At 58.5% G+C, this 11,723-nt stretch carries 16 protein-coding genes; all 16 read left to right on the top strand.

Going from position 1 to position 11,723, the window contains the following annotated elements; genetic code table 11:
* Window positions 1-23 precede the first annotated feature (23 nt).
* Complete coding sequence (gene fliJ / locus PTZ19_RS04080) at window positions 24-446, top strand: flagellar export protein FliJ (RefSeq protein ID WP_276352502.1); 423 nt, start codon at window positions 24-26, stop codon at window positions 444-446.
* A 42-nt stretch (window positions 447-488) separates the two neighbouring features.
* Window positions 489-1,397, top strand: coding sequence for a magnesium transporter MgtE N-terminal domain-containing protein (locus PTZ19_RS04075; RefSeq protein WP_276352501.1), 909 nt, complete (start codon window positions 489-491; stop codon window positions 1,395-1,397).
* A 42-nt stretch (window positions 1,398-1,439) separates the two neighbouring features.
* Window positions 1,440-2,879, top strand: a complete 1,440-nt coding sequence (locus tag PTZ19_RS04070; protein ID WP_276352500.1) for a flagellar hook-length control protein FliK — start codon at window positions 1,440-1,442, stop codon at window positions 2,877-2,879.
* Between the two features lie 22 nt (window positions 2,880-2,901).
* Window positions 2,902-3,387 (top strand): flagellar hook capping FlgD N-terminal domain-containing protein, encoded by a 486-nt coding sequence (locus tag PTZ19_RS04065; RefSeq protein WP_276352499.1) that lies wholly within the window; start codon window positions 2,902-2,904, stop codon window positions 3,385-3,387.
* Complete coding sequence (locus PTZ19_RS04060; RefSeq protein WP_276352498.1) at window positions 3,380-3,763, top strand: TIGR02530 family flagellar biosynthesis protein; 384 nt, start codon at window positions 3,380-3,382, stop codon at window positions 3,761-3,763. Before PTZ19_RS04065 ends, PTZ19_RS04060 begins: the two co-directional genes overlap by 8 nt.
* 104 nt (window positions 3,764-3,867) lie before the next feature.
* Complete coding sequence (gene flgG, locus PTZ19_RS04055; RefSeq protein WP_276352497.1) at window positions 3,868-4,689, top strand: flagellar basal body rod protein FlgG; 822 nt, start codon at window positions 3,868-3,870, stop codon at window positions 4,687-4,689.
* Window positions 4,690-4,748: 59 nt separating this feature from the next.
* Entirely contained in the window at window positions 4,749-4,982 is a 234-nt protein-coding gene (locus tag PTZ19_RS04050) for a flagellar FlbD family protein (protein WP_276352496.1), read from the top strand.
* The gene (locus PTZ19_RS04045; protein WP_276352495.1) at window positions 4,979-5,461 is read left to right on the top strand and encodes a flagellar basal body-associated FliL family protein; all 483 of its coding nucleotides are present in this window, start codon (window positions 4,979-4,981) and stop codon (window positions 5,459-5,461) included. Before PTZ19_RS04050 ends, PTZ19_RS04045 begins: the two co-directional genes overlap by 4 nt.
* Before the next feature lie 100 nt (window positions 5,462-5,561).
* Window positions 5,562-6,563: a flagellar motor switch protein FliM gene (gene fliM / locus PTZ19_RS04040; protein WP_276352494.1), complete on the top strand. Its 1,002-nt coding sequence runs from the start codon at window positions 5,562-5,564 to the stop codon at window positions 6,561-6,563.
* Entirely contained in the window at window positions 6,553-7,785 is a 1,233-nt protein-coding gene (gene fliY, locus PTZ19_RS04035; protein ID WP_276352493.1) for a flagellar motor switch phosphatase FliY, read from the top strand. Before fliM ends, fliY begins: the two co-directional genes overlap by 11 nt.
* Window positions 7,786-7,806: 21 nt before the next feature.
* A complete protein-coding gene (locus PTZ19_RS04030) occupies window positions 7,807-8,169 on the top strand; it encodes a response regulator (RefSeq protein WP_276352492.1) in 363 nt (120 codons plus the stop codon).
* Between the two features lie 20 nt (window positions 8,170-8,189).
* Window positions 8,190-8,735, top strand: a complete 546-nt coding sequence (locus PTZ19_RS04025) for a flagellar biosynthetic protein FliO (RefSeq protein WP_276352491.1) — start codon at window positions 8,190-8,192, stop codon at window positions 8,733-8,735.
* A gap of 29 nt (window positions 8,736-8,764) precedes the next feature.
* Complete coding sequence (fliP, locus tag PTZ19_RS04020) at window positions 8,765-9,478, top strand: flagellar type III secretion system pore protein FliP (protein WP_422614972.1); 714 nt, start codon at window positions 8,765-8,767, stop codon at window positions 9,476-9,478.
* A gap of 33 nt (window positions 9,479-9,511) precedes the next feature.
* A complete protein-coding gene (fliQ, locus tag PTZ19_RS04015; RefSeq protein WP_276352489.1) occupies window positions 9,512-9,781 on the top strand; it encodes a flagellar biosynthesis protein FliQ in 270 nt (89 codons plus the stop codon).
* 5 nt (window positions 9,782-9,786) lie between these two features.
* On the top strand, window positions 9,787-10,581 hold the full coding sequence (fliR, locus tag PTZ19_RS04010) for a flagellar biosynthetic protein FliR (RefSeq protein WP_276352488.1): 795 nt from the start codon (window positions 9,787-9,789) through the stop codon (window positions 10,579-10,581).
* Between the two features lie 25 nt (window positions 10,582-10,606).
* On the top strand, window positions 10,607-11,707 hold the full coding sequence (flhB, locus tag PTZ19_RS04005; RefSeq protein WP_276352487.1) for a flagellar biosynthesis protein FlhB: 1,101 nt from the start codon (window positions 10,607-10,609) through the stop codon (window positions 11,705-11,707).
* The last annotated feature ends 16 nt before the right edge of the window (window positions 11,708-11,723 follow it).

Genomic DNA, 11,723 nt, shown 5'->3' with positions numbered 1-11,723 from the left:
CGGCCATTCGTTTTCGGTATCCGTTGCAGAAAATCGTGGATCTCAAAGGCAGCGAAAAGTCGATGGCGGAATGGGAATACGCCGCCGCGATGAACCGTCTCCGGGAAGAAGAGGAGAAACTCGCCCGGATCCGCGCGGAGCGCAGGGAAATCGAGGAACGGCTGACCCAAGCGGCGGCCGGGCGCGTCACCTTGTCGGAACTGACTTCTCTCCAAGCTTACCTCGAGGTGGTGGACGCGAGGATCGAACGGCAGGCGGCCGACGTTTCCGCCGCCGAAGCCCGGGTCCGCGAACGGCAGGGAAAGCTGGCCGAGAAGGCGGTGGAAGAGAAAGTATGGCTGAAAGCCCGGGAAAAAGCCTATGAAGCCTTCCAATACATAAGTTTGGCCAAGCAACAGAACGAATTGGACGAATTGGCCTCCATTCGGGCCGCGAATCGGGGTTGAACCTCCCGAGGGTGACGTTTCACGGGGAAAGGAGGAAGGATCGTGGCCGGTGCCAAAACCGAAGATAGCAGCTACAGCGGCTTCGAGCGGTTTCTCTTTTTTCTTACGCCGATTCTCTTCACCGCCGTTCTGCTGGGTGTCCTTCTGATCCTGTTCAACACGGAATGGCGCAACAAAGCGCTGGAGATCGGCAATAAAGTGCCGGTTCTGAGCGCCGTGCTTCCCAATCCGAAGTCTTCGGCTCCGCCTCAGGACAGCGACGATGCGATTACGGTCGCGAATGCCCGGAAAAAGGTGGACGAGCTGCAGGCGCTGCTCGCGGACCGGGAAGCATCGCTGAAACAGGCGACCCAGATGACGGACGAGCAGAAGAAGCAAATCGAAGATCTGAAAGCCCAGGTCGACCAGTTGTCCCAGCAGAAGCAGCAAGCGGAGCTTACGGAAGAAGAATACACGGCCCGCATCAAATCGCTCGCCGGAGTCTACGCCAAGATGACGCCGAGCAAAGCCGCTCCGATTCTCGAAAGCATGACGCTGGACGAGACGGCTCTGATCCTGGGGCAGATGGCGGACACCGAACGCACGCGGGTGCTCGAGAAGATGACGCCGCAGAAAGCCGCGGACGTCTCGATGAAGCTGAAGGACGCGTCGAACGTTAAGGACCAGCAGATCGCGGCGCTGCAAGCCCGGATCAAGGAGCTGGAAGCCAAGGAATCGGCGAACGCTTCGACGCTGGATACTTCGGAACTGAAAAACACGTTCTCGTCGATGAAAGCGGCGGATGCCGCGGGGCTGCTGCTTCAAATGGCCAAAACGAACCAAACGAAAGCGCTGCTGATCCTGGGGACGATGGATGACAACGCCCGTTCTCAGGTACTGGCCGCCATGCAGAATCAAGACAGCAAAACGACGGCCGCGTTAGTCGGCAAATTGCTGCCGGCAAGCCCTTGACCGTAAAGCTCCGCATCTTGCACGGAAAGGAGGTGAGAAAACATGAACGCAAACGGAATCGCGATCGGCGGGAACGCTTCCGCCAAACCGGCAAGCGTCGGGACCGCAGCCGCAGCCGGAAAAACGGGCGCGGCGGGCGGATTCATGGGCATGTTGGTTCAAGTGATCGAAGGAGGCTCGCCCTCCGGCGCGAATGCGGCTGCCGGAAACGGGATGACCGCCGGACTGGCCGGATTGCTTAGCCTGCTCGGCGGGCAAGGAGACGAGCAGGCATCCCCGGAACTGCAGGATCTGCTCGCCTCTCTTAACGAACAGCTCGGTCATCTCGATCCGAACGTCCCGTTGCCCGACGATCTGCAAAATCAACTGGCCGCTTTGCTATTGCTGGTGCAGAACTTGCTGACTCCGCCGGACGCGGGTGTCCTGACCGGTACGACTGCCGCCGAAACGAAAGCTTCGGATGAAGGGATGAACCTGAAGGGCACGTCTTCGCAAGCCGCTCAACCGATTGTCATGGCTTTGCAGAAGGCGTTGACGCAGCTTGGAGAGCGGCTGTCCGGCAACGAGTCGTTGCAGAAGCAAACGGAGGGCGTTATCGCACCGTTCAAGCAAGCCCTGGAGGTGCTGCAAGCCTATGCTGCCCGACCGGAGAACGCGCGGAAGACGGAAAGCCGCACCATAGCGGATTCCCGGAATCCGGTTCAAGCCTCGAAAGACGAATTGCCGCGCTCCGGGGGGACGGTTACCGACGAGTCTGCTGCTTCCGTGGAGGTACAGCCGGAAATCCGCCGCAGCGTCGCCGCGTTACGGAATCCGGCATGGACGTCGCTGACCCATCCGGCAGCCGCGGAAACGGCATCCGCCGAAGGACAAGCGACTCAAGCGACGGCAGCGCAGCCTGCCGAAACCACGAGTCCGAACGGTTCGATCCCGGTATGGACGCTGTTGAAGGCCGACGCGGGCGCTAACCCCGCAGCCGTGACGCCGAATGGCGCCGCGACCGCGACGGTCCCGGTCCGCCAGTTCGCCGAAGAGATGGGGAAATTCCTGGTCAAGCAGTTTACCCTCTCGCAAGGAAACGGGATCGCGGAGGCGAAAATCAGCCTGCATCCGGAGCACTTGGGTCAGGTGGACATCAAGCTCCAGATCCACAACGGCCAGCTGACCGCCCATTTCATCACGGAGAACGGCACGGCCCGCGACCTGCTGGAAAACCAGCTGGCCCAACTGAGAGCCGCGCTCCAGAACCAAGGCCTGCAAGTCGAGAAAATGGAAGTCTCGCAGCAATCCACCCTGCACGGTGCCGCAGCGTTTTTCCAACAGCCGCAAGGGCGCCAGGGATCCGGACAGCAAGGCGGCGGCGCAAAAAACCGGAACGCGGGCGGAAGCTACGACGATTCCGCGGGATTCGAAGCGGAATTGGACCGAACGGCTTACCTTCGCGAGATCGGCTATGGCGCATCGCTTAACGTTACGGCTTAACCAGCAGGGGAGGTGAACGCGAATGTCGGGAAGCGTGGGCACGACGAACATATGGCCTTATTATTCCGCGCAAAACGTTCAGACGGCGGCACGGAAACCGACGACGGAGCTCGGCAAGGATCAGTTTCTTCAACTTCTGGTCACCCAGCTCAAAAACCAGGATCCGATGCAGCCGATGCAAGACAAGGATTTCATTGCCCAGATGGCGCAGTTCAGCGCGCTGGAGCAGACGATGAACATGTCGACGGAGCTGACCGCCTTGCGGCAATCGGCCGGAATCGCGTCCGGTCTGCTCGGGAAAACCGTCGGCTGGGAGGAAACGACCGACTCCGGCGTCGTTCAGCATTCCGGCGTCGTGCAAGGCATCGTTCGCCGCGACGGCATCCAATACGTGAAAGTCGACGGTTCGGAAGTGAAGATCGACGATTTGCTGACCATCTCGGACACTCCTTCCGCGGACACGGGTTCCGAATCGGGCTCGGAAACGGGAGGGACCGGAGATGAGTGAGCGGATGATCGTCGGCCACCTGCAGTCGGGCCGGACGGCGCCGCTGCAAGGCAGCCGGATCGGCGGCAAGCCGGCGGAAGCTTCTTCCGGAGTCGGATTCCGCGAACTGCTTAGCCAGCATGCCTTGAAATTCAGCCATCACGCCGAACAGAGGCTGGAGCAGAGGGGCATCGTGCTGAACGCGGACCAGTTGAACCGGATCGCGGGCGCGGTCGAACAGGCCGCCGCGAAAGGGGCGCGCGACTCCCTTGTCCTGTACCGGGATATCGCGATGATCGTCAACGTCCCGAACCGCACCGTGGTGACGGCGATGGACGGCTCCTCCATGAAGGAGCACGTGTTCACCCAGATCGACAGCGCGGTCGTCGTCGCGTAAGAAGTCAGGCAAGCACTTTAGGGCTGGTCCTTCACGGGGAGCCCCGGGCCGCGGATCGACCGAAGCGGCCCTATTCCGAAACATACGGGAGGTAATGCAATACCATGTTGCGTTCCATGTATTCCGGCGTGTCCGGCATGCGCGGCTTCCAGACGAAGCTCGACGTCATCGGCAACAACATCGCCAACGTCAACACCGCCGGCTTCAAAGCCGGACGCGTCATGTTCAAGGACATCCTCAGCCAGTCGATGTCGGGCACCACGGCGCCGGTCGACGGCACGACGGGCGGCGTCAACGCCAAGCAAGTCGGCCTTGGCGTGGCGGTATCGGCGATCGATACGATCCATACGCCCGGCAGCGCCATGACGACCAACGTCCCGACGGACCTGAGGATCGACGGCGACGGCTTTTTCATCGTGAAGCCGTCCGAGGACAGCGAGATCAGCTATTTGACCCGCGCGGGCAACTTCACGCTGGACGCGAGCCGCCAATTGGTCAATGCGGACGGCATGCTGGTGGCTAGCTCGACGGGAGATTTTATCCAGTTGGATGACACCGTGACGGCGTTCTCCATCGCGCAGGACGGGCAAATCATGGCGGTCGGGACGGACGGCAACGCGGCCGGAACCGGCATCTACATCGGCATCGCCAAAGTCACGAACCCGGGCGGCCTGGAGAAGGTTGGCGGCAACTTGTACCGCGTGACGGCCAACGCCAACACGGACGGCGCGTTCGAGCCGACGACAGCCAATAATCCGGAGCTTGGCACGGGCGCGATCATTTCCGGCCAGCTTGAAATGTCCAACGTCGACCTGACGAACGAATTCACCGAAATGATCGTCGCGCAGCGCGGCTTCCAAGCCAACTCCCGGATCATCACCACCTCGGACGATATTTTGCAGGAAGTCGTCAATCTCAAGCGATAATTGACGCGGCCGTAGGGGAGAAGGCGCCGCCTTCTCCCTGACGGAACGGGGGGACATTCATGATCGCCGTCACGCGGCTCAACGGCAGCCAGTTTCATGTCAATGCTTTGTTGATCGAAACGGTGGAACAAACGCCGGATACGCTCATTACGCTTACGACAGGCAAGAAATACATAGTCACCGAACATTCATCGGATGTGATCCGGTCCATCCGGCACTATCTGCGCAGTATCGGCATGATGGCCGTCATTACCGGCCAGCCGGATCCGCAATCGGAGGGAGCTTCGTCATGAAGAAAATGTTGCCTTGGCTCGTTTCGCTTCTCCTCGCCATCACCCTGATCGTATCGGTGGGCATCTACGTCTGGAACAACTACTTGAACGGTTCCGGAAGCGACGACCCTGAGAAGCAGGCGGTGGAGAGCGTCAAAAACGTGGAAGCGAAGCCGCTGTCGGCGGACGAACTTCTCAAGGTCACATCCGAGTTAACCGATATCAAGACGAACATCGCGGACACCAGTTACGTGGTGATCACGGGTTTCATCTTCCAGCTGGACAACGAGAAAAGCAAAGAGGAATTCGACAAAATCAAGGATATCGTGATCCGGCCGATCATCAACCGCGCCCTGTGGGTGATGAAACCGGAGGAGCTCCAGGGCACGAAGGGCAAGGACCAGCTTTACGCGGGCTTGATCAACTCGATCAACGCGGTGTTGACCGAGGGCAAGGTGACCAAGGTCGAATTGAAAGATTTCATCATGCAGCAAGTCTAAACGGCGTCATTTTCTAGAATCGGGGCTCCCCGCAAAAAAATCGAAATCGATCGTGCGGCATTAACGTCACTTTGCGGGGTTTATCGAAGGGGTGAGAGAGTTGGTTGACGTATTATCGCAGAACGAGATCGATGCTCTGCTGGCCGCGTTGTCATCCGGCGAAATGGATGCGGAGGAGCTTAAAAAAGAGGATACGCAGAAGAAGGTTCGGTCCTACGATTTCAAAAGGGCCATGCGGTTCTCGAAAGAGCACCTGCGAAGCTTGACCCGCATCCACGAGAATTTCGCCCGGTATTTGACGACCTATTTTTCCGCGCAGCTGCGGACGTTCGTTCAGATCAACGTGGTGCAGGTCGAGCAGCTCCCCTATGACGAGTTCATCCGCTCGATTCCGAAAATGACCATCCTGAACATTTTCGAAGCGGAACCGCTCGAAGGACGGATGGTGCTCGAAGTCCATCCGAACGTCGCGTTCGCCATGCTGGACCGCGTGCTCGGCGGCGCCGGTTCCGCCCCGACCAAGATCGGCAGCTTGACGGAGATCGAGACGATCATCATGGAGCGGATATTCAGCCGGGCGTTCGAAAGCCTCCAGGAAGCCTGGAGAACGGTCATCGACATGCAGCCGCGCTTGGATTCGCTGGAGACCAATCCGCAGTTCATGCAAATCGTGTCGCCGAACGAGACGATCGCGCTCATTTCGCTCAGCACCAAAATCGGCGATACGACGGGGATGATCAACCTGTGCATTCCTCACATCGTCATCGAGCCGGTCATGCCGAGGCTGTCCGTCCATCAATGGTTCGCCTCCCAGAAGAAGACCCGGGCGCCCGAAGAACAGGAAATTCTGGAAAAGCGGGTCAGCATGGCCAAGCTCCCGGTCATCGCGGAGCTGGGATCGTCGCATATCTCGGTGTTCGAATTCCTGAACCTCGGGGTCGGAGACGTGATCATGCTGAATAAGCCGACAAGCGACGGGCTCGAGGTCAAAGTCGGGGACAAAGTGAAATTCATCGGCAGTCCCGGCACGTTGAAGGAGAAGATGGCGGTCCAGGTGTTGGAAATCGTCAGCGAAGGGGTGGAAGAGGAAAATGACGAGTAAAGATTATTTGTCCCAGGAGGAAATCGACGCGCTGCTTCGTCAATCGTCCGGCGAAGAACCGGAGGAAGCTGCGGATTTCTCCTCCGGAGAGCTGAGCGTGGACGCGCTGCTGTCGCCGCTCGAACAGGATGCGCTCGGCGAGATCGGCAACATCACGTTCGGCAGCGCGGCGACGGCTTTGTCCACGCTGCTGGGCAAGAAGGTCGACATTACGACCCCGCAAGTGTCCGCGATCGCCAGAGACCAGTTCAGCGAAGAATTCCCGAAGCCTCACGTCGCCGTGCACGTACGTTACGTCGACGGCTTCGAGGGCATCAATTCGCTGGTCATCAAGACGCATGACGCCCAAGTGATCGCCGATTTGATGCTGGGCGGGGAAGGCAACGTCACGTCGGAGGAACTGAACGAAATCCACATCAGCGCGGTTCAGGAAGCGATGAACCAGATGATGGGTTCGTCCGCGACCTCCATGTCGACCATTTTCAACCGGATGGTGAACATTTCGCCGCCCGGCATCGATATCCTGGACGTCAATAACGGCTCGGGAATCGGCAACATTCCGGTGGAAGACATCTTCATCAAAATCTCGTTCCGGCTCAAAATCGGGGATTTGATCGATTCGACCATCATGCAGCTGTTGTCCGTGCCGTTCGCCAAAGAAATGGTGCGTTCGCTGATGGGCGGATCCCAGCCGGAAGCGGCGGCAGCCGCGGCAGCGCCGCCCGCGCCGCAAACGGCGCCTCCTGCCGCGCCGCCGCCGCAAATGCCTCCGCAGATGCCGCCAGCTTACGCGATGCCGCCGCAGGAGCCGGTGTACCAGGCGCCGCCGACGGCAGCGCCGCCCCAAGGGTACGGAGCGCCGCCGGCTTATCCGCAGACGCTCGGAGCCGGAGGGAGAGGCGTGAACGTCAACCCCGTGCAGTTCGCGAGCTTCCAGGGGAGCGGACTCTCGCAGGCCGACGAAACCAACTTGAATTTGCTGCTGGACATCCCGCTCAAAGTCACCGTCGAACTCGGCCGCACGCAGAAGCAAATCAAGGAAATTTTGGAATTGTCCCAAGGCTCCATCATCGAGCTGGACAAGCTGGCCGGCGAACCGGTCGACATCCTGGTCAACAACAAGCTGATCGCCAAGGGCGAAGTCGTGGTCATCGACGAGAATTTCGGCGTCAGGGTCACCGACATCGTCAGCCAATGGGACCGCGTCCAAAAAATCCAATAACATCCCCGGGAGGAATTCAAAATGGCTAACCGTATTCTCATCGTCGACGACGCCGCATTCATGCGCATGATGATCCGAGACATTCTCAGCAAGAACGGCTACGAGGTGGTAGGAGAAGCCCAGGACGGCGCGCAGGCCATCGAGAAATACAAGGAACTGCATCCCGACTTGATCACGATGGACATCACCATGCCGGAGATGGACGGCATTACCGCGCTGAAGGAAATCCGCAAGCTCGACACGAACGCGAAAGTCATCATGTGCTCCGCCATGGGCCAGCAGGCGATGGTGATCGACGCGATCCAGGCCGGCGCTAAAGATTTCATCGTCAAACCGTTCCAGGCGGACCGGGTCATCGAAGCCATCAAGAAAACACTCGGATAAGTCGGGAGCGTATCGAGCCGATGAATGCTTTACCGATTGCCGAGGATTTCGGGGACGTCAGTCCCGGCGGCTCGGCTTGGGAAATGCTGTGGATTCTGTTCGTTCTGGCCGTCATCGTCGGCTTGATCGTGCTTACCCTTCGTTTTCTCGGCAAACGGAGCCGGGGCTGGGGCATGAACCGGTCGCTTCGGTCGCTCGGCGGCTATCCGCTGGGGACGAACAAGTCGATGCAGATCGTGGAGTGGAACGGCAGGATCTACGTGCTGGGCGTCGGCGAGAACGTCACGCTGCTCGAGGCGATCTCCGATCCCGACCTGGTCGCCGCTCTTCTTGCGGAGCATGACGCAAGCGTCGAGTCGGACAGGCCCGCCCTGCCGTCCTGGCTGCGCAAGCTCGGCCAGAGACGACCCCCGCAGGCCGATAAGCCGGAGCTCGCCGGGACAATCGCCCGTCCGAGCTTCGAGCAAACCTTGGAAGCGCGGCTGCGCGAACTCGCGGAAAGGAGACAGCGCGCCGAACAACTGCTGGAGGACAAACCTCCCGATGATCGGTCGGACCACACATGAAAATCAAAACCATCGTTAGTTTCGCCGCGATGACGGCGCTCTTGTTCGGCACTTCCGGTTCCGCGTCCGCGGAGCCGATCGTCGGGGTTACGCTGGGAGACGGGTCGCAGCCGGTCGGAGCTTCCGCCCTGTCCTTGCTGCTGCTGATCACCGTGCTCAGCCTGGCGCCCGCGATCCTGATGCTGATGACGTGCTTTACCCGGATCGTCATCGTGCTCGGGTTCGTCCGGACGTCGCTCGGCACCCAGCAGATGCCGCCGAACCAAGTGTTGATCGGAATCGCCCTGTTCATGACGCTGTTCATCATGTCGCCGACGCTGTCGAAAGTGAATGACGAAGCCCTTCAGCCTTATTTGAAGAACCAGTTGACGCAAACCGAGGCGCTGCAGAAAGCATCGGTGCCGATGAAGGAATTCATGTACAAGCAGACGAGGGAGAAAGACCTGCTGCTGTTCATGAATTACACGAAAACGCCGAAGCCGAAGACGTTCCAGGACATTCCGATCACGGTTCTCGTGCCGGCTTATGCGCTCAGCGAGCTGAAGACGGCGTTCCAGATGGGCTTCATGATCTTCATCCCGTTTTTGGTCATCGACATGGTCGTGGGCAGTACTTTGATGGCCATGGGCATGATGATGCTGCCGCCCGTCATGATATCGCTTCCGTTCAAGATTTTGCTGTTCGTCCTGGTGGACGGATGGTATCTCGTCGTCAAGTCGCTGCTCACCAGCTTCCAAACCTAGCTTTGGCGAAGGAAGTTCTTGAAGGAGGTTGCCATGAGCTCGGAATTCGTCATCGGACTGGCGGGTCAAGCGCTTTATACCGTCTTGAAAGTCAGCGCTCCTATGCTGGGGTTGGGTCTCATCGTCGGATTGCTCGTCAGCATCTTCCAGGCCACGACGCATATCCAGGAACAGACGCTGGCATTCGTGCCCAAAATCGTCGCCGTTTTCGTCTCCATTCTCGTGTTCGGTCCTTGGATCTTGAACGTCATGGTCGATTTCACCGGACGAATCTTGGGCCATTTGGCCGACTTCATCGGATAACGCCCATGTCGATAACCGATACGATCATGCGGGTGTTTCCTGCCTTTCTGCTTGTGTTTTGTCGGATTAGCTCCTTTTTTGTCGTCGCGCCGGTATTTTCGTCGCGAAACGTACCGAGGACGCTGAAAGTCGGGCTGGCGTTTTTCATTTCGCTTCTCGTTTTTCTGACCGTCGGTTTCGACACCAAAGTCACGGCGGACGCTTCGTTTATTCTGGCGATCTTCCGCGAGATTCTGGCCGGACTGCTGATTGGGTACTTATGCACGCTGTTTTTCGCGGCCGTTCAGATCGCCGGGGCTTTCATGGACATGCAGATCGGATTCGGGATCGCCAATATCGTGGACCCGCTTACCGGCGTTTCGGCGCCCATGCTCGGCAACCTGAAGTACATGCTGACGATCTTGGTGTTTCTGTCGATGAACGGCCATCATTATTTGCTTGCCGCCGTCATGGACAGTTATCACTGGCTGCCTCTGGACAACGATTTATATGCCCGGATCGCGGACGGCAGCGTGGCGGATTTCCTGATCCGGACTTTCGCGGACACGTTCCGGCTGGCGCTGCAGATTTCCGCGCCGATCGTCGTTTCCATGATTCTGACGGACGTCGGGTTAGGTTTTCTGGCTCGCACCGCGCCCCAATTCAACGTCTTCGTGGTCGGCATTCCGGTGAAAATCTTGATCGGCATGGCCCTGTTGATCGTTCTATTGCCCGGCTTCGGAGCGCTGTTTCAAATGCTGTTCGACCAAATGTTCCGCGCCATTGACAAGCTTTTTGCCATCCTGCAGGCTTCACCGTGACGGTTCGGAAGGGAGGCGAAAGCGGATGTCGGCTTTAAGACATCGGCTGGACTTGCAGCTGTTCGCCGGCGAAAAAACGGAGAGGGCGACGCCCAAGAAACGTCAAGATGCGCGAAAAAAAGGCCAAGTCGCCAAAAGCCAGGAAATTCCGGGTTCGCTCATCCTTCTAGGCTCGCTATGCATCTTCATGGTGATGGGTCCCTTCTTCCGGGAACGGATCCTGCTGCTGTTCGGGGATATTTTCCTCCATCGCATCAACATGGCGGTCACGGACCAGAACGTGCTTCAGCTGTTCTACCACTACGCGTTCCAAATTATGATTCTGCTGTCTCCGATTTGGATTACCGTCATCGTGATCGCCTTCGCCGCGAACATCGCGCAGGTCGGATGGCTCATGACGTTGAACTCGTTGAAACCGAATCTGGGCATGCTCAACCCGATCTCGGGGGCCAAAAACCTGTTCAACATGCGCTCGGTTATCGAACTATGCAAAAGCGCGATTAAGCTCACCGTGATCGGATTGATCGTTTACTGGGCGCTGTGGTCGAAGAAAAACCAGTTTCTCGAGCTGGCGCACGTTCCGATCGAAAGTATTTTCGCTTTCGTCGCCCGACTGATTCTCCAGACGGGAATGCTCGTCGCCGCATGCCTGTTCGTGCTTTCGATCGGCGATTTTCTTTACAACAAGTTTGAGTACGAGAAAAAACTGAAAATGAGCAAGCAAGACATCAAAGACGAGCATAAGAACGCCGAGGGCGATCCGCTGATCAAATCCAAGATCAAGGAGAAACAGCGCCGCATGGCTTTGATGCGCATGATGCAGGAAGTGCCCAAAGCGGACGTGGTCATCACGAACCCGACGCACTTCGCCGTCGCGCTGCGCTACGACGGAACCCGTATGGACGCTCCGGTCGTCGTCGCCAAAGGCCAAGATTATTTGGCGCTGAGAATTCGGGAAATCGCCCGCAAACACGATGTCGCGATCATGGAAAACAAGCCGCTTGCCCGCGCGCTGTACGATCGGTCGGAAGTCGGGGACATGATTCCGGCCGATCTGTTCCAAGCCGTCGCGGAAGTGCTGGCATACGTATATCGCCTCAAAGGCCGCCACAGCCGCAGAGCGTAAACGGAATGCGATGAAG

It is taken from the genome of Cohnella caldifontis, from assembly GCF_029360585.1.
Lineage (GTDB): Bacteria > Bacillota > Bacilli > Paenibacillales > Paenibacillaceae > Cohnella > Cohnella caldifontis.
The sequence above is the reverse complement of the archived record's forward strand: the minus strand, read 5'-3'. Positions and strand labels throughout refer to the sequence as shown.

What these genes read in the sequence shown, in the direction of transcription:
- PTZ19_RS04070 (WP_276352500.1), top strand. Translation starts at nt 1,440, where the DNA reads ATGAACGCAAACGGAATCGCGATCGGCGGGAACGCTTCCGCCAAACCG.
- PTZ19_RS04065 (WP_276352499.1), top strand. Translation starts at nt 2,902, where the DNA reads ATGTCGGGAAGCGTGGGCACGACGAACATATGGCCTTATTATTCCGCG.
- PTZ19_RS04060 (WP_276352498.1), top strand. Translation starts at nt 3,380, where the DNA reads ATGAGTGAGCGGATGATCGTCGGCCACCTGCAGTCGGGCCGGACGGCG.
- flgG (WP_276352497.1), top strand. Translation starts at nt 3,868, where the DNA reads ATGTTGCGTTCCATGTATTCCGGCGTGTCCGGCATGCGCGGCTTCCAG.
- PTZ19_RS04050 (WP_276352496.1), top strand. Translation starts at nt 4,749, where the DNA reads ATGATCGCCGTCACGCGGCTCAACGGCAGCCAGTTTCATGTCAATGCT.
- PTZ19_RS04045 (WP_276352495.1), top strand. Translation starts at nt 4,979, where the DNA reads ATGAAGAAAATGTTGCCTTGGCTCGTTTCGCTTCTCCTCGCCATCACC.
- fliY (WP_276352493.1), top strand. Translation starts at nt 6,553, where the DNA reads ATGACGAGTAAAGATTATTTGTCCCAGGAGGAAATCGACGCGCTGCTT.
- PTZ19_RS04030 (WP_276352492.1), top strand. Translation starts at nt 7,807, where the DNA reads ATGGCTAACCGTATTCTCATCGTCGACGACGCCGCATTCATGCGCATG.
- PTZ19_RS04025 (WP_276352491.1), top strand. Translation starts at nt 8,190, where the DNA reads ATGAATGCTTTACCGATTGCCGAGGATTTCGGGGACGTCAGTCCCGGC.
- fliP (WP_422614972.1), top strand. Translation starts at nt 8,765, where the DNA reads ATGACGGCGCTCTTGTTCGGCACTTCCGGTTCCGCGTCCGCGGAGCCG.
- fliQ (WP_276352489.1), top strand. Translation starts at nt 9,512, where the DNA reads ATGAGCTCGGAATTCGTCATCGGACTGGCGGGTCAAGCGCTTTATACC.
- fliR (WP_276352488.1), top strand. Translation starts at nt 9,787, where the DNA reads ATGTCGATAACCGATACGATCATGCGGGTGTTTCCTGCCTTTCTGCTT.
- flhB (WP_276352487.1), top strand. Translation starts at nt 10,607, where the DNA reads ATGTCGGCTTTAAGACATCGGCTGGACTTGCAGCTGTTCGCCGGCGAA.